This is a genomic window from Pseudomonas sp. JQ170C, from assembly GCF_035581345.1.
Taxonomy (GTDB): domain Bacteria; phylum Pseudomonadota; class Gammaproteobacteria; order Pseudomonadales; family Pseudomonadaceae; genus Aquipseudomonas.
On sequence record NZ_CP141608.1, the window covers coordinates 4,459,335 to 4,483,428 of the forward strand.

Sequence of the window (24,094 nt, forward strand, 5' to 3'; positions counted from 1 at the left end):
CACTTCCCCCCACCGATAAGGCAACTCAATCGATCTGACACACAACTCTCCGCCATCGGCTAGGACGCGCTCCTAACCTGTTAATCAATAGGCTGCTTTTCCAGTAAACCCTTTGAACACAGTCCAAAAAATAATCTTGATATCTAAGGCCAAGGTCCAGTTGTCAATGTACCATAGATCGCACTCCACCCGCTTTTGCATCTTGTCCAGCGTGTCGGTTTCCCCCCGGTATCCGTTAACCTGCGCCCAACCGGTGATCCCCGGCTTTACCTTATGGCGCTGCATGTACGATTCGACAAGGTCCTTGTAGTAGTCGTTATGCGCCAGGGCATGTGGGCGCGGCCCAACGATCGACATGCGTCCTTGCAATACGTTGAAGAACTGGGGTAGCTCATCGAGGCTTGTACGACGCAAGAATGCACCAATGCGTGTCACCCTCGGATCATTGCGCGTCGCCTGAGTCACATCCCCCCCGCCCTCCTGATGTACGACCATGGAGCGGAATTTGTACACCTTGAATTTTCGCCCATTGATGCCCGTCCGGTATTGCTTGAACACCACTGGCCCTGGGGAGGAGAGTTTGATTGCCAGTGCAATGCACAGGCACACCGGCAAGATCAGCAAGGATATTACGCCACCGATGACAATATCTTCGATGCGCTTGAGAGTTGCCGCCGGCCCGTCCATCGGGCTGCAACTGAGGTCGAGCGAGTAGACCCCTGCAATATTACTGACCTTGTGGTTCAGTAACGGTAGGTCGCCCAGTTCCGGCATGAAGCGCACTGCTACCGTATGGTGACGTAACGCATACATAACGGAACGCAGGGTTGTATCTGCCGACAGCGGCAAGCACAACCAAACTTCATGCACCGCCTTCTCGTCCACTAGGCTGACCAGAAGATCCAACCAGTCCGGATTAATGGAAAAAGGTAATCTGCACGCAACCCGGAAACCGTCTTCATCCAGCGCCGTACCACTGTGCAATTGCAGGGCGGTGCTGCCACCGGCATCAACCAGCAATACTGACTTGAGATTTCGCCCCGAAGAACGCAACTGCCGAAGGCCGAGAAACATCATGATGCGAAAGGCAGCAGTGAAGGCACTGCCGGTCGCGACAAAGTACAGGAACCACTGGCGTGAAAACTCTTCCGAAAGTTTCAGAAAGAATGCAACGCTTAGCAGGGCTCCAATGGCCACCAGCCAGCCAAGGTACATCCTGCCCAGTTGGCTGCCAATCGACTTACCACGCCAAGACCCGTACAAGCCACTGCCCCACAGGCTGATCATCACCACCAATGCGCTGATCATAACGGCAAATGGGTAACTGCTGGAGAGCTGCCAGACGTCGAATCGCCACCAGTGCGCCAGATGAGCTGCACTGACTACCAGTAGAAAATCTGCAATCGCGGCAACCATTGCCACTGGATAGCGTTCGGCAAAGGTAGGCTGGTAACGCGTTGTGTTAAGCATGACTTAGTCACGGTTCCCTGTAATGTGAAGTCTTATGATACTGCGGTTCTGCAGACCGCTTTATGCCCCTGGAAGCCAGTGGGTATTTACGATGCTCGTGGCACAAACCGCTATTTGCTTGGATGCCAGTCGATTAACAAGCTCTCATACTCTTGCAGAATACGCCCCCAGGTGAACCGCTCAAGGAAGCGGTTGCGACTTGCGGACTTCATCGCCGCTACGGCCTCTTCATCGACCAGCAATCGATCAAATAGCGCCTCGCAGGCACCTTCATTGGCAAAATATGCGGCTTCAGGTCCTGCCACCCAACGATTGAAATGGTTGTCGTGCGCGATCACTGCGCAACCTGCCCCCAACCCTTCGACCAACGAAGGGTTCGTGCCGCCAACACGGTGACCATGCAAATAAAAACGACTGAAATAACGCAACGCCTGGACGACCGGCGCTTCGTAGATCGCGCCTGGAAATAACACCTCGCTACTAGCTGCGTCCATCACCTGGCGGTGGTAGGCATTTAACTGGGGGTTGAAGTTGCCCAACACCACCAGACGGTGATTACGGGTCTTGGCACTGAACGCTCGAACCATTTCCAAGAAAGAGTTCTCGGGCTCTGGCCGTGCAATGATGACGGAGAACTGACCGGGTTGTAGAACAAAACGATCCAGCAGACCGGCATCTGCTGCAAGCACTTCATCACCACCATAGGGAATCATGGTGATTTTCTCGGCCGATACACGGGTAGCAAGGTGATCCTTGATCTTGGGATGATCGGCGACCAGATGGTTACCAATCCAGCACCCTGCTCGCTCATTCAGCCAAAACCAGGTTTTGGCGACTATTCCCCACTTCTCTCGGCGCCACTCAATGCCATCCATGTTGATAACGTTGACTTGACCTTTGAGCCGTTGTAGCAAGTTAAAAATTGCAGTATTGTAACCCAATGTCAAAAATAGTCCACGCTGGGAAAGCGCATGACATGTAGCCTTCCAGTCAAATACGATAGTGCCTGTGGCACCCGCTTGACGAACAGGAATGTGAATGCGCCGCACCCCCTCCCAGTAACTTTCCCAAATGGCGCCCTCGCCATCTTCCTGGCAATAGACAGTAACTTGCCACCCCTGAGCGACAAGGTAGGGGGCTAGTTTTTCAGCAAAAGTTTCAAAACCGCCATGCTGGGCGGGCACACCCCTGATCCCCAGGACAGTGAGGCTACGAGTACTCATCAATTCGATCCGTTCAAAACTGAATGGTAGGCATGCAATGTCTGCTTTGCTGCATATTCCCAACTATATTCCGAGCTTATAAGTTCACGTATTTGCGGATTATAGTCATTGCTCAGCGCCAGGTTAACGGCCGAACGCATTGATACTTCATCAGCAGGGTCGCAATAGTATGCATAACCCCTGAAATAATCTTTAACCGAGCCCTTGGCCGAGACGACAATATTACAACCGGCGTAGGCTGCTTCCAAGCTGACCAAGCCAGGGGTCTCAATCCAGCTGGTCAACACATTTGCCTTGGCTTCGAGCATATGCCGGAAGACTTCTTCCTGTGACAGGTGAGAGAAAAACTCGACATTGCCTCGACGTTTAGCCAAGGCCTTGAGTTTCTCGAAATACCCTTCGCTGTTCGGCCCAGGATTACCAATAAAGCGAATGGTAAACGTTTCGTTCATCACCGAACGCAGGAATCCCAATTGGTTCTTTCGAGCGTCAATGCGCGCAACGAACGTGACTAGGTCATTGCGTCGGTTAATTTTTGCAGCAGCAACTGCGTCGAAAACATTTGTGTCTACTGCGTTATTGATAACTCTGTAACTCGGCTTCTTGACGTTCAACCTCGATGCAAGCGCCTCGAACTCTAACTCGGAGTTAGGCAACAACATGTCCACCGACTGGACAATCTTGCGCTGTGTATCAATGTAGTTATTAAAAACACCCTTCAGGTAAATTTTTTCCCGCCGCAGCAAAAATTTTGCAGCTGCCTTGGCACGTTCAAAACCACCAACACCGAAGAGGCGATAGACCAATGATTGAAGGGGGGGCGCGCCGTTGGCCGCATAGTCGTCAAAAGGCCAATAGATGGTAGATAGCACCCTTTTGGTTGAGCACCCGCTCCGCTGAATCTCTTGAAGGTATTCGAGGATATCGTAGATCCAAGTCAAATCAGTCAAGTGCAAAATGTCATAGGCTGCATAGTCAACACCATAGGGTGTTGTAGTCAAATCGCAGTGAACACCAAGCTTCTCCAAGCCCGCTTTGGTTTTCAATATCTGTATCTGTGCCCCGCCTGGCGAACTGTGAAAATTATGACGAACACAAAAAAGCACTTTCATCCCTACACCTCTAATTAGCCATGTCCGTCTTAGCCCGCCGACTCCGCAGATGCCGAACAATCAATATCGATACAATCCAATACAACCAGAACGAAATAGACAAAAACTCGTGCGTCGCCACCTGAACAAAAAGGAGGTAATAGGCCGAGAAGAAAAATAAAAATCTCGAATGCGGTAGCAGATAAAAAAGCCACGCAACGAAAAAGCCATAGACAACCAGCAACCCGACCAAACCAAAATTTAGCGCAACAAAGAAAGGTCCGGACTCTACATAATAAAAATCAGTCCCATGCAGTTGAAAGTAAACCCCCTCATAAAATGGGTCTCCGAACAGCATAGCGATTGTATTCTGCCGATCGAAAAAATCTATTAACAGCTCCATCATTTCAAATCGTGAAGAAATCGTTCCTGAAAATACCAGCACATCAGAAAACGCAATGACAAACAGGGCTACTGCAACCACAGCCAGCGGAAAAGTCACCACGTTCCTGATAACTCGCCCCCCTACCAGCAAGGTCAAGAACAACATCCAGACCCTATTGAGCGACGTAAAGATCGCCAGCGTATTAGCCAGTCCAATCAGTAGCTTCATCCCTCCACGAATTGTCGAGCCGAAATACAGCAGCATGATAAGTGCAAGGGACGACAGGGTCGAGTAGGTTTGAGGAGTCGTCGCAAAACCTTTAGCGGCGTATACATCCGGCATTCCCTTACCCCACAGCGGCTCCACCCATTCATTCAATCCCAGAGTATAGGAAGCACCCAGTAAGGCCACACCAGCGAGTGCGTGAGTCGTTAGCGGATAGATAAAACACACCGACAAGTCTGAACGCTGATTGGGGATAAACAAAACCACCAGTGAGGTAACTGCGAAGAAAAATAGAACTAGGTAAAAATCAGATTTCGTCGACAACTTTCCGGCAGACATCAAAAACACCAGAAACCAAAGCGCAGAAAACAGCGCGATTACTAGAAACCGTCTGCTGTAGAAACTGGCAGTGCGGAATCCTCCCAGCGCAACGACCAGGCCGAACAGCAGAAAACTCAGCTTGTCCCCACCAAACGGAACAAAGGTGTTTCCCAATGAGAAAAAAACCAAAAGAGATAGTAGAAAAACTTCTGCACTTCGCCGCTTCATCTAAAGCCTTCTCGCCTGAAAACCATGACACTCGATAGCAGCAAGAGCATCGACAATACGGCTTCTGCGACCAGAAGCGAATAGACCGCACCCAACCCGGCATAGGCACCAATCATCACGTAGGCCGCTGCGACAAAAACCAGCGCCGTTACATAAAAGCATTTTGCGTAGACACGAGGATGACCACCCGCAGTCAACAACTGAGTGCCCAACACGTTGTTGATAACCCCCATCACAATCCAAGCTGAAAACAGCTTGAAATATGTAAAGCTTTGCTCAGGATAATTAAAAAAATCCAAGAAGAACGAGTATGACAGCAGAAAAGCAAGCGCAACAAAAACGCCCACTGTCGTAAAGGCACCTCCCGTGAGCAGCACCGAGCGAAGCCCGACCTTGACCCCTGCTCCGAACGCACGGCTATTGATTGGATAAATTGCCTGACTCAATGGAACAAACAGACTGCTGACGGCCTTGACGATACGCTCGACGCTGGCGTACACCCCAACTACCGAGCTGGGATAGTTTGCCCCCAACCACAACGTACCCCCATTGGTAATCACCATCGATGACAGTGTTGCCGAGAAAATATGCCAGCCCTCTCGCAACTGCCGCCCGACATTCAAGTCCGCCAGCGGCAACTTGAGCACAAGCCCAGCCTGAAAAGTATGAAAATATACTACCAGCATCACAAGAAACGCAAAAAACGCTTGCGAATAAAATACAACATACAAATCTCCCGGCCCCTTCACCAACAGCACAACCGGAATACAAGAAAGCACTTTACCCGTCACATTGAAAAATGTGACTCCACGAAACGACTCAAGTCCCTGAAAGAACCAAACTGGAGTTAACGACACAAAAACGGCGGATAAAACTGCTGGCAGGAAGATATTCTGATCCAATCCAATCAACCAGAAACATAACACGCAGACCAATAAGACCAGACTGGCAACCAGGAGCTTGGAAAGCAAAACCTCCCAAAATACGCCCGAGACAAAGCGCAGGTCTCCTTTATTCTGCGCCACCGCCCGGCATCCGGTTAGAGAAAAACCATAATCAATAATCACTTGAACATAGGCGGCAACAGCAGCACAAATTGCGTAGACACCAAAAGACTCGACCCCCAGAATCTTGACGAGATAAAAGAGGACTACCAAGGGAACAACGTAATTTCCGCCATGCACACATAGCAAATAGGAAGAGTTACGCACAACCCTTCCCAAATCACTTTCCAGCCAGCGGCTAACGAGCGGCATTTTTAAAACCGTATAGTGCCTCGGCGATACGTGCACACGCCTTGCCGTCACCGTAGGGATTATGCGCATAACTCATTTCGTTGTAGTACGCTGAATCAGTCAGTAGATGATCGAGCTCGCGAACGATATTTTCCGAATCCGTGCCTACTAGTTTCACCGTACCCGCAGCAACCGCCTCAGGACGCTCAGTGGTGTCGCGCATAACCAACACCGGTTTCCCGAGAGACGGAGCCTCCTCCTGAATACCACCAGAGTCAGTCAAAATAATGTGGGAACGACTCATCAAATAAACAAAGGGTAAGTAATCCAACGGTGCTATCAAGTGGATATTGTCGATACCGGAAAGCAGCCGATTGACCGGCTCTCGTACATTCGGATTCAGGTGTACTGGATAAACAATATCAACATCCGGGTGTTGACACGCTACTGCCCTAAGAGCCTCGCAAATTCTTTCAAAACCACCACCAAAACTCTCACGACGGTGCCCAGTGACCAAAATCACCTTTCGCTCAGCTTCAACGAACGCAGAAGGTGCAGCCGCCTCGACCCGCAGCTCTACATCCTCTTCCAAACGTTCGACCACATCCAGCAGCGCATCGATGACTGTATTACCGGTAACCAAAATACTTTGCGGATCAATGCCTTCACGCAACAGATTAGCCCGAGAGGTCTCGGTAGGCGCGAAATGCAAGTTGGCCAAGGCACCGGTCAGTTTGCGATTTGCTTCTTCTGGCCATGGAGAATAAATATTTCCTGTACGTAGACCTGCTTCCACATGAGCGACAGGGATCTGCTCGTAGTAAGCCGCTAAACTTGCTGCAAACGTAGTGGCCGTATCACCATGTACCAGCACCACATCAGGTTTGAACTGGCTAAATACCGTCTTCATACCCTGCAAAATTGCCGCGGTCACGTCGGTGAGATCTTGACCTGGCTTCATGATGCTCAAGTCGAAATCTGGCTCGATGGAAAATAAGTCCAGAACCTGATCGAGCATTTCCCTGTGCTGCCCTGTGACGCAAACCTTTGCCTCGAAACGCTTATCGCTCGCGAGCGCAAGAACCAAAGGCGCCATCTTTATTGCTTCAGGTCGAGTGCCAAATACACACAGGGTCTTCACGTAAAATGCTCCTTGAGTCGGCTTCTGACTCAACAATAAATTCTATTTTACTATCGTAATTCGGTGATCATGCTCGATAACTGTAAGCGTTGCTCGCATATGATCTGCTTGAGCAGAACGCAGTAGACGAGACTGTTAGGGCTGCTGACGCAGTCAAAGCCAAATTTTCAGGTAGCTCATCGGCGGATTCGACACAGGAATAGGGTTCCGAGTGCCCTCCCAGGATCGCGAAGCGGCCAGCCGCCAAGGCGCAGCGGAGCACATCAACTGAAGAAGGCACATACCCAACACAAGCATCGGCTTGATCTTGATTTGCACATTTTTCGTCGAGGCATGCACGCGCCATCGCGGGCCATTGCTGCCCCCACAAATTCGCCACCACTGAGAAAAAGTCGACTTTAGAGAGATCAAAACCGAAATACTTAATGCTCACCACAACGAAGCCCGATCGTATGAGTTTGAGCGGCTCAATCAGCAGCAATGATGATGCACTGACTCATCGCCACTGACTAGCGCCCACCATTCCGGGCAGATACCGAGGAAAGGATTGTGACATTTTCAGCACCACGAAGCCACCCTGAAGGTGAAGCCGCATTCTTTCAACCTGCCACGAAATCGTTACGACGAACGCAGAGAAACAGGCGTCTTGAGCAACAAGTTGCGAACAAAACCCAGCACCAACCCCAGCATGCTCCCTATCACCAGCGCCAACACCACTACCAACAACTTCTTAGGCTTAACAGGCTGATCCGACAGCTCTACGACACCATCCTGCCGGTAAACTTCGATCACTTTCGGGTCAACACTCAAGCCACGGTAGAAGGCCAAGGCAGCCTCTTTTGGTCTGATTTTTTCGATGAAAGGGTCATCAGACTTCCGGCTTTTCAGGTTATTGATTTCCGCTTCCAGCGCCTTGCTGCCCCGCATATAAGCCATCGAGCCCTCGGTCATAGCAGGTGAGCTCGTGGAAAAACTACTGGAAATAATCAACGGCCTTTCTAAACCAATCGACCTGGCCACGACCAGCGCTTCCTGCAACTGCACAACCTCATCCTCACGCTGTTTACGCATACTTTCCTGGGCGATCGTGACTTGCTGTTGCAGGTTATTAGCCTTGACCGTCGCGTCACTCTTGACATTAGTAAGCACTTCTTTTTTAGCCAAGTCTCCGGCTTTTCTAGCGTAATCCACGACCCACTCAGCTGCACGCTGCGGAAGTTCAGCATTAGCGCTCACAACGAAGCGGTCAGGAGTGTCCTTGGCCGCAACAGCCACAGTCAGCACCTTGTTAAAATCGTTATACAGCTTATCCTGCGACCCCTTTCGCTTCTCTTCAGGCAGCGAAGGCAAGTAGACTTTCTGAAAAAAACTACGACGCAAAGACTCAGACTGCAGGCGCCTCAGATAAACGTCGTAGACATTCTTGATCGTAATAACCTCAAGCCCAGTATCCGCGCCGCGCCCACTATTTAAGTGCGCGATATCGTTTTGCGTGGGCGGCTCGATAAACACCTTTGACTCGTAAACAGGTGTAGCCAACAACACATACACAACTGCAGAAAGAGTAATAACAGCAGCCACAGTAAAAATAACAATCCTTTGCTGCCACAAACCTTTGAGCAACTCGACCAAATCATTTTCGTCTTCAATCAAACGTTCTTTAGCGTTTGTCATTTATTTAACTTTCCCTTCCGTTTCATCGACTATTCACGACCTATACAGCAATGCGCCCAACAAAAACCAATCTTTCAAATAGAGAAACAAAAATCAGCTATACCGACAGATATTACCTTGCTTATTTTTGCACCCTGAAAATTAATCATTATTAATGATCGTCACCAGCCTAACTGACTCGACCAGCCAAAGATGCAGGTGATTTTGACTTTCCTTCGATCTTCAAGGTTCCCCCTGCCCGCCGCCAACCATCGGAAAACTGCAGTAGAAATTGAATGATTGACCAATGGTGGACACCAGCAATTCAGCTTGTGTAGCTGAGGCTCACGCGCCGACGCGACGCCTTTTTCGCAAAGCGAGAAACGCACCTATCAGTGGACCTATCAGCAAACCAACCAACAACACCAGCACAACCAGCACCGCCACTGGCATTTCAGGTGCAGTCCAACCGAACAGCGTCAAAGCAACAGTTTGCTGATTTTCAAGCACAAACAATAAAATGACGGTAGCCACTACAACCACGAACAAAACCGACAGCAAACGCTTAAGGTTGTGCATAATAATTCCTATTTCAGACAGCCTTAAACCTGCGACCCTTCATCTTCATTCACCCGATCCCGCAACTCTTTCCCCGGCTTGAAGTGCGGTACAAATTTACCGTCCAGGCTCACCGATTGACCAGTCTTCGGGTTACGCCCCACTCGCGGCGCGCGGTAATGCAGGGAAAAGCTACCGAAGCCCCGGATCTCGATCCGATCACCAGTAGCCAAGCACTGCGACATTTGCTCAAGCATGGTCTTGATGGCCAGCTCCACATCCTTGGATGAGAGCAGCCCTTGATGGGTGACAATACGTTCGATCAGCTCCGACTTCGTCATATTTTTCCCTTCTTTATCAAGCAGCTAGATCATTGCTTCATTGTTTTTAGCATGGCCTGATGGATTTGAACAGGCCGGCTGTTGACTTAATCGAGGATTCTTGCATCGACCTCCAAGCAGTACATTTTGCCCACACCGCAGCGTCAACCGCCAAACCCAGCCAGCACACGGGTTACAGCCATGAACGCGGGCAGAACGAGCAAACGCCAGACACAAAAAAGGGCGACCGAAGTCGCCCTTTTTTTATCCAAGCAGAACTTAGTTCTGTTTGGCCATTGCCTGACGCAGCAGCGCAGCCATGGTGGTGTCAGCAGCAGCTTCCGGAGCAGTTTCTTTCAGGCTCTGGATAGCTTCACGCTCTTCAGCATCGTCTTTCGACTTGATGGAGAGGCTGATCACGCGGCTCTTACGATCAACGCTGATGATCTTGGCTTCGATCTCTTCGCCTTCCTTCAGGACGTTACGCGCGTCTTCAACGCGGTCACGGCTGATTTCGGAAGCTTTCAGAGTGGCTTCGATGTCGTCGGCCAGGGTGATGATGGCGCCTTTGGCGTCAACTTCTTTTACAACACCCTTAACGATTGCACCCTTGTCGTTCGCTTGAACGTACTCGGAGAACGGATCGCTTTCCAGCTGCTTGATGCCCAGCGAGATGCGCTCACGCTCTGGATCAACAGACAGGATGACGGTGTCCAGCTCGTCGCCCTTCTTGAAGCGACGTACGGCTTCTTCGCCGACTTCGTTCCAGGAAATGTCCGACAGGTGAACCAGGCCGTCGATGCCACCGTCCAGACCAATGAAGATACCGAAATCGGTGATCGACTTGATCGTGCCGGAGATCTTGTCGCCCTTGTTGAACTGGCCAGAGAAGTCTTCCCATGGGTTCGACTTGCACTGCTTGATGCCCAGGGAGATACGACGACGCTCTTCGTCGATGTCTAGAACCATGACTTCCACTTCGTCGCCGACTTGTACGACTTTCGAAGGGTGGATGTTCTTGTTGGTCCAGTCCATTTCGGAAACGTGCACCAGACCTTCCACGCCTTCTTCCAGCTCTGCGAAGCAGCCGTAGTCGGTCAGGTTGGTTACACGCGCCATTACGCGAGTGCTTTCTGGGTAACGAGCTTTGATAGCAACCCATGGATCTTCACCCAGTTGCTTCAGGCCCAGGGATACACGGTTACGCTCGCGATCGTACTTCAGAACCTTGACATCGATCTCATCGCCAACGTTGACGATTTCCGATGGGTGCTTGATACGCTTCCAAGCCATGTCGGTGATGTGCAGCAGGCCATCGACGCCGCCCAGGTCCACGAATGCGCCGTAGTCGGTGAGGTTCTTGACGATACCCTTGACCTGTTGGCCTTCCTGCAGCGATTCCAGCAGAGCTTCGCGCTCGGCGCTGTTTTCGGCTTCCAGGACACTGCGACGGGAAACGACAACGTTGTTGCGCTTCTGGTCCAGCTTGATGACCTTGAATTCCAGCTCTTTGCCTTCCAGGTGGGTGGTGTCGCGCACTGGGCGGACATCAACCAGGGAGCCCGGCAGGAACGCACGGATACCGTTAACGTCGACAGTGAAGCCGCCCTTAACCTTACCGTTGATAACGCCCTTGACCACTTCTTCGGCGGCGAAAGCTGCTTCCAGAACAATCCAGCACTCGGCGCGCTTGGCTTTTTCACGGGACAGTTTGGTTTCGCCAAAGCCGTCTTCGACCGCGTCCAGCGCAACGTGAACTTCGTCACCGACCTTGATGGTCAGCTCGCCAGCTTCGTTGTAGAACTGCTCGAGCGGGATGACGCCCTCGGACTTCAGGCCAGCGTGTACGGTAACCCAGTCGCCGTCGATGTCGACAACGATACCGGTGATGATCGCACCCGGCTGAAGATTGAGGGTTTTCAGGCTTTCTTCAAAGAGTTCTGCAAAGCTTTCGCTCATTTTAATTCCTGTAGATTAGGGCGAGACATACGCCCATCAGCCACATTCCAGACAATGTGGGTTTCGTTCATATAAAAGGAAAGCCAGCAGGACGTTGACTGGTGCCCCTGCTTGCCTCCCTGGTTATCAGGCGATATCGCGCAGGGCGATCTCGCTCTTGATACGTTCCAGCACCTGCTCGATGGACAACTCCGTGGAATCCAACTGGATCGCATCGGCCGCCGGCTTGAGCGGGGCCACTGCGCGCTGGGTGTCGCGCTCATCACGCGCACGAATCTCATCTAGCAGACTCGACAGACTAACATCTTCACCCTTGGCCTTCAACTGCAAGTAACGTCGACGAGCACGCTCTTCGGCACTGGCAGTCAGAAAAACCTTCAGCGGCGCATCAGGAAACACTACGGTCCCCATGTCACGACCGTCGGCAATCAGCCCTGGCGCTTCCTGAAATGCCCGCTGGCGCTGGAGCAAGGCATCCCGTACCGCTGGCAACGAAGCCACCATCGACGCGCCGGCACCAACGGTTTCGGTACGAATGACATTACTGACATCCTCACCCTCGAGGATGATCTGCTGCAATTTGCCAGGCTCTGCGGCGATGAACTGCACATCCAGGTGCGCAGCCAGCGTCACCAGCAGTTCTTCGTTGGTCAGGTCAACGCCATGATTGCTCGCGGCAAAGGCCAGCAAGCGATACAGAGCCCCCGAATCAAGCAAACGCCAGTCCAGCTCACGCGCCAAAAGGCCAGCAACGGTACCTTTACCCGAACCACTTGGACCGTCGATGGTAATGACTGGCGCTTTCAGGTTCACGACTTGCCCTCTTCTGCAACACGAATCCCGACTTCGGCGCACAAGGCCAGGAAGTTCGGGAAGGAAGTAGCGACGTTGGCGCAATCGTGGATGCGAATCGGTGCAGTGGCGCGCAGCGATGCCACGCTGAAAGCCATGGCAATACGATGGTCGCCATGGCCGTGCACTTCGCCGCCACCAATCGGGCCGCCGTCAATGATAATACCGTCCGGAGTCGGCTCGCATTTTACACCCAGGGTCAACAGGCCATCGGCCATCACCTGAATCCGGTCAGACTCTTTGACCCGCAGCTCTTCAGCGCCACGCAGCACGGTACGGCCTTCAGCGCAGGCAGCAGCAACGAACAATACCGGGAACTCGTCGATGGCCAGTGGCACCAGGTGCTCCGGAATCTCGATCCCTTTGAGCTGGGCGCCCCGCACCCGCAGGTCAGCAACCGGCTCGCCGCCGACTTCGCGCTGGTTCTCCAGGGTGATATCGCCCCCCATCAGACGCAGGATATCAATCACCCCCGTACGCGTCGGGTTGATACCCACATGCTCAAGGACCAGTTCCGACCCCTGGGCAATCGACGCTGCAACAAGGAAAAACGCCGCAGAGGAGATATCTGCCGGCACTTCAATGTGAGTTGCAGTCAACGTGCCGCCCGACTCGAGAGAAGCAGTAGGACCATCAACCTTCACGCTGTAACCGAAGCCACGCAGCATGCGCTCGGTGTGATCGCGGGTCGGGGCCGGCTCGGTGACGGTGGTCTTGCCTTCAGCGTACAGGCCTGCCAACAGCAGGCAGGATTTCACCTGGGCACTGGCCATTGGCAGCGTATAAGTCAGCGCCTTGAGCGTGTGACCGCCACGAATGGTCATCGGCGGACGCCCTTCCGCTGCAGTCTCGATCACCGCACCCATTTCCCTCAGAGGGTTGGCGACACGGTTCATGGGACGCTTGGAGAGCGAGGCATCGCCGGTCAGCACGGTATCGAACGGCTGAGCGGCCAGCAAACCGGACAGCAGGCGCATCGAAGTACCGGAGTTACCCAGATAAATCGGGCCTGGTGGCGGCTTGAGGCCATTGAGGCCCACACCATGGATCGTCACACGACCATGGTGCGGACCCTCGATGACCACACCCATGTCGCGGAACGCTTGCAGGGTCGCCAGGGCGTCTTCACCTTCAAGGAAACCTTCGACTTCGGTGGTGCCTTCAGCCAGAGAGCCCAGCATGATCGAGCGATGGGAAATCGATTTGTCGCCTGGTACGCGAATACGGCCAGACAATTGGCCACCAGGATTTGCCAGGAAAATCAGGTCGTTGGAGTTCATAGCGTCCACATAGGCCCGACGGGCCAGGATTTTGCTGAAATGCTCGCGGGCAACCCGGGCGCGCGTGAAAACGCCCAGCAATTGGTGCCCATCCCCTGCATCGACCGCGTCGCGCAAGGCGTCGAGGTCGCTGCGAAATGTATCCAATGTGCGCAGGACAGCTTCGCGGTTGGCGAGAAAGATGTCGTGCCACATGACCGGGTCGCTTCCAGCGATTCTTGTAAAATCGCGGAACCCCCCGGCAGCGTAACGGAAGATATCCAGGTTTTCATTGCGCTTGGCCAGGGAGTCAACCAGGCCAAAAGCCAGCAGATGCGGCAGGTGACTGGTCGCCGCCAGCACTTCGTCGTGGCGCTCGACCTGCATGTGCTCGACATCCGCATCCAGTGCACGCCACAGACGATCGACCAGGCCCAGTGCGGCCGGGTCGGTTTCTGCCAACGGGGTAAGAATGACCTTATGGCGACGGAACAGCGCGGCATTGGAGGCCTCCACCCCGCTCTGTTCGGAGCCGGCAATCGGATGGCCGGGCACGAAGTATGCCAGCCGCTCGGCAAAGGCCTCGCGAGCCGCTCGCACTACATTGCCCTTGGCGCTTCCGACATCGGTCAGCACCGCACGCCCGAGATCAAGCTGGGCCAGGCGAGCCAGGAGTTTCTCCATGGCCAGGATCGGCACCGCCAACTGAATGACATCGGCTCCGATGCAGGCAGAGGCAAGGTCCTCTTCGCAGCGATCGACCACCCCCAGTTCCACAGCCGCCTTGCGCGACTGCGGATCCAGGTCGACACCGACCACTTCGCGGCACAAGCCGCTTTCTCGCAGCCCCTTGGCAAAGGAACCACCGATGAGCCCCAGCCCGACCACAACCAGCCTGCCAATGATCGGCTCGACCTTGCTTACCACATGTTCAACCACGGAGCTGGACCCTGTTCAATACTGCTTGCTCGCCATTCATTACCTCAAAGCACCGCTTTGGGATACGAACCCAACACCTTGAGGGCCACGGCTTCCTGGCTGATTTGCTCCAGCACGGCCTTGATCAGCGGATCACGGTGATGCCCCATGAAGTCGATGAAGAACACATAGGTCCATTTGCCGCTGCGCGATGGGCGGGTTTCGATACGCGTCAGGTCGATACCGTTCTGGTGAAACGGCACCAGCAATTCGTGCAGCGCACCCGGCTTGTTGCTCATCGAAACGATGATCGACGTTTTGTCGTCACCGGTCGGCGGCACTTCCTGGTTACCGATCATCAGGAAGCGCGTGGAGTTGTCCGGGCGGTCTTCGATCTTCTCGGCAAGACGCGTCAAACCATACAGGCCTGCGGCCATGTCGCCGGCGATCGCTGCCGAGTTCCACTCACCCTTGACGCGCTTGGCCGCCTCGGCATTGCTTGAAACAGCAACACGCTCGACGTTCGGGTAATGTGCGTCCAGCCACTTGCGGCACTGGGCCAGCGATTGGGCGTGAGAGTAGATGCGGCTGATGCTGTCGGTCTTGGTGTTTTCGCCCACCAGCAAGTGGTGGTGAATACGCAGCTCGACTTCGCCACAAATGACCATGTCATGCTCAAGGAAACTGTCCAGGGTGTGGTTGACCGCACCTTCAGTAGAGTTCTCTACCGGGACCACGCCGAAGTTGACGGCACCGGCCGCCACTTCACGGAACACTTCGTCGATAGCGGCCATCGGCTTGCTGATCACTGCGTGACCGAAGTGCTTCATGGCCGCAGCCTGGGTGAAGGTGCCTTCAGGCCCGAGGTAGGCGACCTTGAGCGGCTGCTCAAGGGCCAGGCACGAGGACATGATTTCACGGAACAACCGCGCCATCTCTTCGTTGCCCAGCGGCCCCTGGTTGCGCTGCATGACACGCTTGAGCACCTGAGCTTCACGCTCGGGACGATAGAAAATCGGCTCTTCACCGGCCGGCAACTCAGCCATCTTGACCCGCGCGACTTCCTGGGCGCAGCGAGCACGGTCACTGATCAGCTCGAGAATCTTCTCGTCGAGGCTGTCAATGCGCACCCGCAGCGCCTTGAGTTCCTGCTCCGACATCAGCCGTGCTCCTTCTCGAATTCAGCCATGTAGGCGACCAGCGCTTCCACGGCATCCAGGCCCAGGGCGTTGTAGATCGAAGCACGCATGCCGCCCACCGAGCGATGGCCCTTGAGGTTCAGCAGACCACGCGCATCCGCACCGGCAAGGAAGGCCTTGTCCAGGCGCTCATCGACCAGGCGGAAAGGTACGTTCATCCACGAACGGGCGTTGACGCTGATCGGGTTGCTGTAGAAATCGCTGCTGTCGATGAAACCGTACAGGCGGTCTTTCTTGGCGCGGTTGCGCTGCTCCATCGCCTCGACGCCGCCCTGCTCCTTCAGCCACTCGAACACGAGGCCCGAGAGGTACCAGGAATAAGTGGCAGGCGTGTTGTACATCGAAGCGTTGTCGGCAGCGACCTTGTAGTCGAGCATGGTCGGGCAACTGCTGCGGGCGCGACCCAGAAGGTCTTCGCGAACAATGACCACCACCAGGCCGCTCGGGCCGATGTTCTTCTGCGCACCGGCATAGATCAGACCGAAATCGGAGACATCGATCGGACGCGAGAGGATGTCCGAAGACATGTCGACCACCAGCGGTACGTCACCGGTCTGCGGCACCCAGTCGAACTCCAGGCCACCGATGGTTTCGTTCGAGGCGTAGTGAACGTAGGCGGCGTTGGGCGTGAGGTTCCACTCGTTCTGACCCGGAATGGCCAGGTAGTCGTAAGGCTTGGCACTGGCGGCGACGTTGATGTTGCCGAAACGACGAGCTTCCTCGATGGCTTTTTTCGACCAGATACCGGTTTCGATATAGTCGGCAGTGCCATTCTCAGGCAGCAGGTTCAAAGGGATTTCAGCGAACTGCTGGCTCGCACCGCCCTGCAGGAACAGTACTTTGTAATTGGCGGGAACGGACAGCAGGTCACGCAGGTCCTGCTCGGCCTTCTCGGCGATCGCCACGTAGTCGTCGCTACGGTGGCTCATCTCCATCACGGACAAGCCCTTGCCACGCCAGTCCAGCATTTCGGCCTGGGCGCGCTGCAGTACAGCGTCAGGGAGCGCAGCAGGGCCTGCGCAGAAGTTAAAGGCTCGTTTGCTCACATCCACTCTCGCTCTGCTCTTGATGTCCGTGGAGCAGGCCGGACGGCGCAGGGGCTGCACCATCACGACCACCCCACCAGGGTTGCGCTACTGCGTTGTTTATTCCTGCGGCGCCTCTTCGTCGCCAGCGGCCTGGGCCTCTGGTGCCTCGACGGTGTCGGTATCGCCTTCGTAATCTTCGTCACCTTCCTCTTCGGACGGCTCCTGGACACGCTCCAGACCCACCAGGGTCTCGTCGCTGGCCAGCTTGATCAGGGTCACGCCCTGGGTGTTACGACCCAGGCTGGAGACCTCGCCGACACGGGTACGGACCAGAGTGCCCTGGTCGGAAATCAGCATGATCTCCTCACCTTCCTGCACCTGTACCGCACCTACCAGACGACCGTTACGCTCGTTGCTGACCATGGCGATAACGCCCTGGCCGCCACGCTTGTACTCGGGGAACTCGCCGATTTCGGTACGTTTGCCGTAGCCACGCTCGGAGGCGGTGAGGATCTGGCTGCCCTCCTCCGGAATGATCATGGAGATCAGCTTCTGGCCTTCGCCCAGGCGCATGCCGCGCACACCGCGTGCGGTACGGCCCATGGCACGAACGTCGGACTCCTTGAAGCGGGTGACCTTGCCAGCATCGGAGAACAGCATGACCTCACGCTCGCCATCGGTGATGGCAGCGGAAATCAGCACGTCGCCTTCATCCAACTCCAGCGCGATCAGACCGACGCTACGCTGGCGGCTGAAGGACTCCAGCGGAGTCTTCTTCACGGTACCGTTGGCGGTGGCCATAAAGATGAAGTGACCTTCGGTGTATTCCTCGACCGGCAACATGGTCGAGATGTACTCGCCTTCGTCCAGCGGTAACAGGTTGACCAGCGGTCGACCACGCGCGGCACGGGAGGCTTCGGGAATTTCGTAGGTCTTGAGCCAGTACACCTTGCCCTTGCTGGAGAACAGCAGCAGCGTGGTGTGGCTGTTGGCGACCAGCAGGTGCGAGATGTAGTCCTCGTCCTTGACGCCAGTGGCCGACTTGCCTTTGCCACCGCGACGCTGGGCCTGGTAGGCGGCGAGCGGCTGGGTCTTGGCATAACCGCCATGGGAGATGGTCACAACCCGGTCTTCTTCCGGAATCATGTCACCCAGGGTCAGGTCCAGGCGGGCATCGAGAATCTCGGTGCGGCGCACATCGCCATACTCGGCGCGAATCAGTTCCAGCTCTTCGCGGATCACTTCCATCAGGCGCTCGGCGCTGCTCAGGATGCGGATCAGCTCGCCAATCTGATTGAGGATCTCCTGGTACTCGGCCAGCAGCTTCTCGTGCTCCAGGCCGGTCAGGCGGTGCAAGCGCAGGTCAAGGATGGCCTGAGCCTGTTCCGGGGAGAGGAAGTACTTGCCGTCGCGCAGACCATACTGCTCGTCAAGGTTCTCCGGACGGCAGGAGTCGGCACCGGCGCGCTCGACCATCACTTGCACGGCGCTGGATTCCCAAGGCGTGCTGATCAACGCTTCCTTGGCCTCGGACGGCGTCGGCGAAGCCTTGATCAGGGCGATGACCGGATCGATGTTGGACAGGGCAACGGCCTGGCCTTCAAGGATATGGCCGCGCTCGCGGGCCTTGCGCAGCTCGAACACGGTACGGCGGGTGACCACTTCACGACGGTGACGGACGAACGCCTCGAGCAGGTCCTTGAGGTTCAGTACCCGTGGGCGACCATCGATCAGGGCAACGATGTTGATGCCGAAGACGCTCTGCAGCTGGGTCTGGGCGTAGAGGTTGTTGAGGATGACCTCTGGAACCTCGCCGCGACGCAGCTCGATGACGATGCGCATACCGTCCTTGTCGGACTCGTCGCGCAGCTCGGTGATACCTTCGAGTTTCTTTTCCTTGACCAGCTCGGCGATCTTCTCGATCAAGCGCGCCTTATTCAGTTGGTAAGGCAGCTCGGTAACGACGATCTGCTGGCGGCCACCGACCTTGTCGATGTCTTCGACAGTGGAGCGGGCACGCATGTAGATACGGCCGCGACCGGTGCGGTAGGCCTCGATAATGCCCTGGCGACCGTTGATGATGGCGGCGGTCGGGAAGTCCGGCCCCGGGATGAACTGCATCAGTTCATCGACCGTGATGTCGGCGTTGTCGATCAGCGCCAGGCAGCCATCAATGACTTCACCGAGGTTGTGCGGCGGAATGTTGGTCGCCATGCCCACGGCAATACCGCTGGAGCCGTTGACCAGCAGGTTGGGGATCTTGGTCGGCATGACCGCCGGAATCTGCTCGGTGCCATCGTAGTTGGGCACCCAGTCGACGGTTTCCTTGTGCAGATCGGCCAGCAGTTCATGAGCCAGCTTGGTCATGCGCACTTCGGTGTATCGCATGGCCGCGGCGTTATCGCCGTCCACCGAACCGAAGTTGCCCTGGCCGTCGACCAGCAAATAGCGCAGCGAAAACGGCTGCGCCATACGGACGATTGTGTCGTAGACCGCGGTATCACCGTGCGGGTGGTACTTACCGATCACATCACCGACCACACGGGCGGATTTCTTGTACGGTTTGTTCCAGTCGTTACCCAGTTCACTCATCGCATACAGAACGCGGCGATGCACGGGCTTCAAGCCATCACGCGCATCGGGCAGTGCACGCCCGACAATGACGCTCATCGCGTAGTCGAGGTAGGACTGTCTCAGTTCGTCTTCGATATTGACCGGGAGGATTTCTTTGGCCAGTTCGCCCATGAGAAGCCTGATTCCTTTTTCTGGTGAAACCTCGTCACATCCATATGGGACGAACGAAGCTCGCCGCTGCAAAGTGTCTCCTTGCAACGACTTACGACAAATCAACGAGTTAAGCCATGGATCTGCGCAGTAAAGACGGCCCCACGGGGCCACCTTGGAAACCGTCGGATGTTACCACAATCGCCCAGGCGGTGGGAGTGGGGTGCGGCACTACTACCCTACTGCTCGTCAGTAACGCCCGCTAGCCGCCGCAGCAGGCCGCAAGCGGGGGAAAAGACTCAATGCAATCGCTTGCGGCACATCAGTTGCGCCATTTTTACCGTGTCCGGGCGCTCGACAATGCCCTTCTCGGTCACGATTACATCAATCAGGTCTGCCGGCGTCACATCAAATACTGGATTGAACGCCTCTACATCGGCGCCTACCCGCTTGCCAGCGAACTCCAGCAGCTCACTGGCGCTACGCTCTTCGAGCAGGATGTCTTCGCCACTTTCCAGATTCATGTCGATGCTCGAACTCGACGCGACGACCATGAAGCGCACACCGTGGTGCATGGCATTGACCGCCAGTTGATAAGTCCCGATCTTGTTGGCCACATCGCCATTGGCGGCGATGCGATCGGCACCGACAACGACCCAGGTGATGCCCTTGGTCTTCATCAGGTGAGCAGCAGCGGAGTCGGCATTGACCGTCAGCGCAATGCCTTCCTCGGCCAGCTCCCAGGCGGTCAGGCGCGAGCCTTGCAACCAGGGCCGGGTTTCGTTGACGTAGACCCGCTCCACCATGCCCTCCATAGAGGCGGCACGAATCACGCCGAGCGCGGTACCAAAGCCACCGGTTGCCAGCGCCCCGGTATTGCAATGGGTCATCAAGGCCTGCTCATTACCCTGGTGCTTGCGAATCAGATCGACGCCCATTTGCGCCATGGTCAGGTTGGCCTCGCGATCGCTGTCATGGATAGCAACGGCTTCAGCGGCCATGATCGCCGCCACGTCCTCACCCGCCTTGACGCGCAACAGGCGCTCGCGCATGCGATTGAGGGCCCAGAACAGGTTGGCGCCGGTGGGCCGCGCGTGAACAAGCAGCTCGAAATCTTCTTCCAGGGCCATTTCCCAGTCATCGCCTTCAGCCAGGCGCTGGCGCACGGCCATGGCAAGCCCATAGGCCGCGCTGATGCCAATGGCTGGGGCTCCGCGCACCGTCATCGAGCGGATGGCCTGGGCCACCTCGGCGGCATTCGAGCAGGCCTGCCAGGTCTGCTCGAAAGGCAACACGCGCTGATCAAGCAAGTACAGGACGCCATCACGCCAATCGATGGCGCTCACCTTCTCTGCTGCCAGTAGTCGATCGCGCATGCCTCACCCCGTCATTCGGACATCAAAAGCCGGCGATTATAGCGAGCCCCAGGCGCGGACGCTCGGGTATACTTCGCCTCCAGCCCAAGTACCCCAGGGAAATCCTGCCATGCCCAAACCCGCTACGCCGCTCGACCTGCTGCTCCTGCCTACCTGGCTGGTGCCTGTCGAACCTGCCGGGGTGGTATTGAAGGATCATGGCCTGGGGATTCGCGACGGACAGATCGTGTTCATCGGCCCCAGGGCCGAGGCTGAACGCCTGATTGCCAGCGAAACACGCGAACTGCCCGGCTGCCTGCTGAGCCCGGGCCTGATCAACGCTCACGGCCATGCGGCCATGACCCTGTTCCGCGGCCTGGCCGATGACCTGCCATTGATGACCTGGCTCGAAGAGCACATCTGGCCGGCCGAAGGTCGCTGGGTCGACGAGGCGTTCGTTCGTGACGGCACCGACCTGGCCATCGCCGAGCAGATCAAAGGCGGCATCACCTGTTTCTCCGACATGTATTTCTTCCCCAAGATCGCCAGCGAGTGCGCGCATAAAAGCGGCATCCGTGCGCAGATTGCCGTGCCGTTGCTGGATTTTCCGATACCTGGCGCGCGCAGTACCGAAGAAGCCCTGCACCTGGGTGTAGAACTGTTCGGCGACCTGCGCCACCACCCACGCATCACCGTCGCCCTTGGCCCGCATGCACCTTATACGGTGAGTGACGAGAACCTGGAGAAGATCCGGGTGATCGCCGAAGAGCTGGACGCGCCGATCCACATGCACATTCATGAAACCGCCTTTGAAGTGGAGCAATCCCTGACCACCCGCGGCGAGCGTCCACTGGCGCGCCTCGCCCGCCTGGGCCTGCTGGGGCCGCGCCTGCAGGCCGTGCACATGACCCAGGTCAGCGACGAAGACCTGGCCCTGCTGGTAGAAAGCAACACCAGCGTGGTGCATTGCCCGGAATCCAATCTCAAGCTGGCCAGCGGTTTTTGCCCGGTCGAGCGCCTGTGGCAAGCTGGGGTGAATGTCGCGGTGGGCACCGATGGCGCCGCCAGCAACAATGACCTCGACCTGCTTGGCGAAACGCGCACCGCAGCCTTGCTGGCCAAGGCAGTGGCCGGCTCGGCGAGCGCCCTGGACGCCCACAGGGCGTTGCGCATGGCCACCCTCAACGGCGCCCGCGCACTGGGCCTGGAAGAAGTCACCGGGTCACTGGAAACCGGCAAGGCCGCCGACCTGGTTGCCTTCGACCTGTCGGGCCTGGCCCAACAGCCGATCTATGATCCGGTTTCACAACTGATTTATGCCAGTGGCCGCGACTGCGTGAAGCATGTCTGGGTCGCTGGCAAGCAACTGCTTGACGAGCGCCGCCTGACCCGCCTGGACGAACAGGCCCTGCATGCCACAGCGTGCGCCTGGGGCCAGCGGATCGGCGAACGCACCGAATAACCGGCTGGCAGCGAAGACTGCCGGCCCGTAGCACCTTTATCAGAGTTTCAGAGGACTGTTCCATGAGCAACGTCGACCACGCCGAAATCGCCAAGTTCGAGGCCCTTGCCCACCGCTGGTGGGACCGCGAGAGCGAGTTCAAGCCGCTGCACGACATTAACCCGCTGCGGGTCAACTGGATCGACGAGCGGGTCAAGCTGGCCGGCAAGAAGGTTCTCGACGTCGGTTGCGGCGGCGGCATCCTCAGTGAAGCCATGGCCCTGCGCGGCGCCACCGTCACCGGTATCGACATGGGTGAAGCGCCCCTGGCCGTGGCCCAACTGCACCAGCTCGAATCCGGGGTGCAGGTCGAGTACCGCCAGACCACCGCCGAAGCCCTGGCCGAAGAAATGCCCGAGCAGTTCGATGTGGTCACCTGCCTTGAGATGCTTGAGCACGTACCGGACCCGTCCTCGGTCATCCGCGCCTGCTACCGCATGGTCAAACCCGGCGGCCAGGTATTCTTCTCGACCATCAACCGCAACCCCAAGGCCTACCTGTTCGCGATCATCGGCGCCGAATACATCATGAAGCTGCTGCCGCGCGGCACCCACGACTTCAAGAAGTTCATCCGTCCTTCGGAGCTGGGTGCCTGGAGCCGCGAGGCCGGCCTGAACGTCAAAGACATCATCGGCCTGACCTACAACCCGCTGACCAAGCACTACAAGCTGGCCAACGACGTTGACGTCAACTACATGATCCAGACCCTGCGCGAGGAATAAACATGCGTTTGCGAGCAGTACTTTTCGACATGGACGGCACCCTGCTCGACACGGCGCCGGACTTCATCGCCATTTGCCAGGCCATGCTTGCCGATCGCGGCCTGCCTGCCATTGACGACCAACGGATCCGCGACGTGATTTCCGGCGGCGCCCGGGCCATGGTCGAAGTCACCTTCGGCATCAAGCCTGAAGCTGCAGAATTTGAAGCCTTGCGCCTTGAATTCCTTGAGCGTTACCAGCGCGACTGCGCAGTCCACAGCAAACTGTTCGACGGCATGGCCGAGCTGCTGGCCGACATCGAGAAAGGCAACCTGCTATGGGGCGTGGTCACCAACAAGCCGGTGCGTTTCGCCGAACCCATCATGCAGCGCCTGGGCCTGGCTGAGCGCTCGGCCCTGCTGATCTGCCCGGATCACGTGAAGAACAGCAAGCCGGACCCCGAGCCGCTGATCCTTGCCTGCAAGACCCTGAACCTGGACCCGGCCAGCGTCCTGTTCGTCGGCGACGACCTGCGCGATATCGAGTCGGGCCGCGATGCCGGCACCCGCACCGCAGCGGTGCGCTACGGCTATATTCATCCAGAAGACAACCCCAACAACTGGGGCGCGGATGTGGTGGTCGATCATCCGCTGGAGCTGCGCAAGGTGCTCGATGGCGCGCTTTGCGGCTGCTGACGCTTAAATGCATCGCGGGGCAAGCCCGCTCCTACAAGGATGTGTAGGAGCGG

The 24,094-nt window shown here is 56.3% G+C and carries 19 protein-coding genes; 3 read left to right on the plus strand and 16 right to left on the minus strand.

Going from position 1 to position 24,094, the window contains the following annotated elements; all coding sequences use genetic code 11:
* Positions 1-84: 84 nt before the first annotated feature.
* The 16 genes from U9R80_RS20310 to mtnA form a co-directional block, all read right to left on the minus strand.
* Complete coding sequence (locus tag U9R80_RS20310) at positions 85-1,470, minus strand: undecaprenyl-phosphate glucose phosphotransferase (RefSeq protein WP_301839384.1); 1,386 nt, start codon at positions 1,468-1,470, stop codon at positions 85-87.
* Positions 1,471-1,580: 110 nt separating this feature from the next.
* Positions 1,581-2,693, minus strand: a complete 1,113-nt coding sequence (locus tag U9R80_RS20315; RefSeq protein WP_301839383.1) for a DUF1972 domain-containing protein — start codon at positions 2,691-2,693, stop codon at positions 1,581-1,583.
* Complete coding sequence (locus U9R80_RS20320) at positions 2,693-3,805, minus strand: glycosyltransferase family 4 protein (protein ID WP_301839382.1); 1,113 nt, start codon at positions 3,803-3,805, stop codon at positions 2,693-2,695. The genes U9R80_RS20315 and U9R80_RS20320 overlap by 1 nt, the downstream gene beginning before the upstream one ends.
* Positions 3,806-3,815: 10 nt before the next feature.
* Complete coding sequence (locus U9R80_RS20325) at positions 3,816-4,943, minus strand: hypothetical protein (protein WP_301839381.1); 1,128 nt, start codon at positions 4,941-4,943, stop codon at positions 3,816-3,818.
* Positions 4,940-6,199 (minus strand): oligosaccharide flippase family protein, encoded by a 1,260-nt coding sequence (locus U9R80_RS20330; protein WP_301839380.1) that lies wholly within the window; start codon positions 6,197-6,199, stop codon positions 4,940-4,942. The genes U9R80_RS20325 and U9R80_RS20330 overlap by 4 nt, the downstream gene beginning before the upstream one ends.
* Positions 6,186-7,274 carry a non-hydrolyzing UDP-N-acetylglucosamine 2-epimerase gene (wecB, locus tag U9R80_RS20335; RefSeq protein WP_324805252.1) on the minus strand — a complete coding sequence of 363 codons (1,089 nt, stop codon included), beginning with the start codon at positions 7,272-7,274 and terminating at the stop codon, positions 6,186-6,188. The genes U9R80_RS20330 and wecB overlap by 14 nt, the downstream gene beginning before the upstream one ends.
* A gap of 663 nt (positions 7,275-7,937) precedes the next feature.
* Positions 7,938-8,993 carry an LPS O-antigen chain length determinant protein WzzB gene (locus tag U9R80_RS20340; protein WP_301839376.1) on the minus strand — a complete coding sequence of 352 codons (1,056 nt, stop codon included), beginning with the start codon at positions 8,991-8,993 and terminating at the stop codon, positions 7,938-7,940.
* Positions 8,994-9,317: 324 nt separating this feature from the next.
* Positions 9,318-9,551: a lipopolysaccharide assembly protein LapA domain-containing protein gene (locus tag U9R80_RS20345; RefSeq protein WP_301839374.1), complete on the minus strand. Its 234-nt coding sequence runs from the start codon at positions 9,549-9,551 to the stop codon at positions 9,318-9,320.
* Positions 9,552-9,574: 23 nt separating this feature from the next.
* Positions 9,575-9,871, minus strand: a complete 297-nt coding sequence (ihfB, locus tag U9R80_RS20350; RefSeq protein ID WP_105641724.1) for an integration host factor subunit beta — start codon at positions 9,869-9,871, stop codon at positions 9,575-9,577.
* Between the two features lie 258 nt (positions 9,872-10,129).
* Positions 10,130-11,809, minus strand: a complete 1,680-nt coding sequence (gene rpsA / locus U9R80_RS20355; protein WP_028943677.1) for a 30S ribosomal protein S1 — start codon at positions 11,807-11,809, stop codon at positions 10,130-10,132.
* Between the two features lie 126 nt (positions 11,810-11,935).
* Positions 11,936-12,622, minus strand: coding sequence for a (d)CMP kinase (gene cmk, locus U9R80_RS20360; protein ID WP_028943676.1), 687 nt, complete (start codon positions 12,620-12,622; stop codon positions 11,936-11,938).
* On the minus strand, positions 12,619-14,826 hold the full coding sequence (locus tag U9R80_RS20365; RefSeq protein ID WP_301839554.1) for a bifunctional prephenate dehydrogenase/3-phosphoshikimate 1-carboxyvinyltransferase: 2,208 nt from the start codon (positions 14,824-14,826) through the stop codon (positions 12,619-12,621). Before U9R80_RS20365 ends, cmk begins: the two co-directional genes overlap by 4 nt.
* 77 nt (positions 14,827-14,903) lie before the next feature.
* Complete coding sequence (gene pheA, locus U9R80_RS20370) at positions 14,904-15,998, minus strand: prephenate dehydratase (protein ID WP_301839370.1); 1,095 nt, start codon at positions 15,996-15,998, stop codon at positions 14,904-14,906.
* Entirely contained in the window at positions 15,998-17,083 is a 1,086-nt protein-coding gene (gene serC / locus U9R80_RS20375; RefSeq protein ID WP_301839369.1) for a 3-phosphoserine/phosphohydroxythreonine transaminase, read from the minus strand. Before serC ends, pheA begins: the two co-directional genes overlap by 1 nt.
* A 99-nt stretch (positions 17,084-17,182) precedes the next feature.
* Positions 17,183-19,810 carry a DNA gyrase subunit A gene (gyrA, locus tag U9R80_RS20380; RefSeq protein ID WP_301839368.1) on the minus strand — a complete coding sequence of 876 codons (2,628 nt, stop codon included), beginning with the start codon at positions 19,808-19,810 and terminating at the stop codon, positions 17,183-17,185.
* A gap of 278 nt (positions 19,811-20,088) precedes the next feature.
* A complete protein-coding gene (mtnA, locus tag U9R80_RS20385) occupies positions 20,089-21,165 on the minus strand; it encodes an S-methyl-5-thioribose-1-phosphate isomerase (protein ID WP_301839367.1) in 1,077 nt (358 codons plus the stop codon).
* Positions 21,166-21,274: 109 nt separating this feature from the next.
* Here mtnA and U9R80_RS20390 point away from each other — a divergent pair, with 109 nt between their 5' ends.
* The 3 genes from U9R80_RS20390 (at position 21,275) to mupP (ending at position 24,041) form a co-directional block, all read left to right on the plus strand.
* Complete coding sequence (locus tag U9R80_RS20390; RefSeq protein ID WP_301839366.1) at positions 21,275-22,606, plus strand: TRZ/ATZ family hydrolase; 1,332 nt, start codon at positions 21,275-21,277, stop codon at positions 22,604-22,606.
* A gap of 62 nt (positions 22,607-22,668) precedes the next feature.
* On the plus strand, positions 22,669-23,367 hold the full coding sequence (gene ubiG, locus U9R80_RS20395; protein WP_301839365.1) for a bifunctional 2-polyprenyl-6-hydroxyphenol methylase/3-demethylubiquinol 3-O-methyltransferase UbiG: 699 nt from the start codon (positions 22,669-22,671) through the stop codon (positions 23,365-23,367).
* A 2-nt stretch (positions 23,368-23,369) separates the two neighbouring features.
* Entirely contained in the window at positions 23,370-24,041 is a 672-nt protein-coding gene (gene mupP / locus U9R80_RS20400) for an N-acetylmuramic acid 6-phosphate phosphatase MupP (RefSeq protein WP_301839363.1), read from the plus strand.
* Positions 24,042-24,094: the final 53 nt, after the last annotated feature.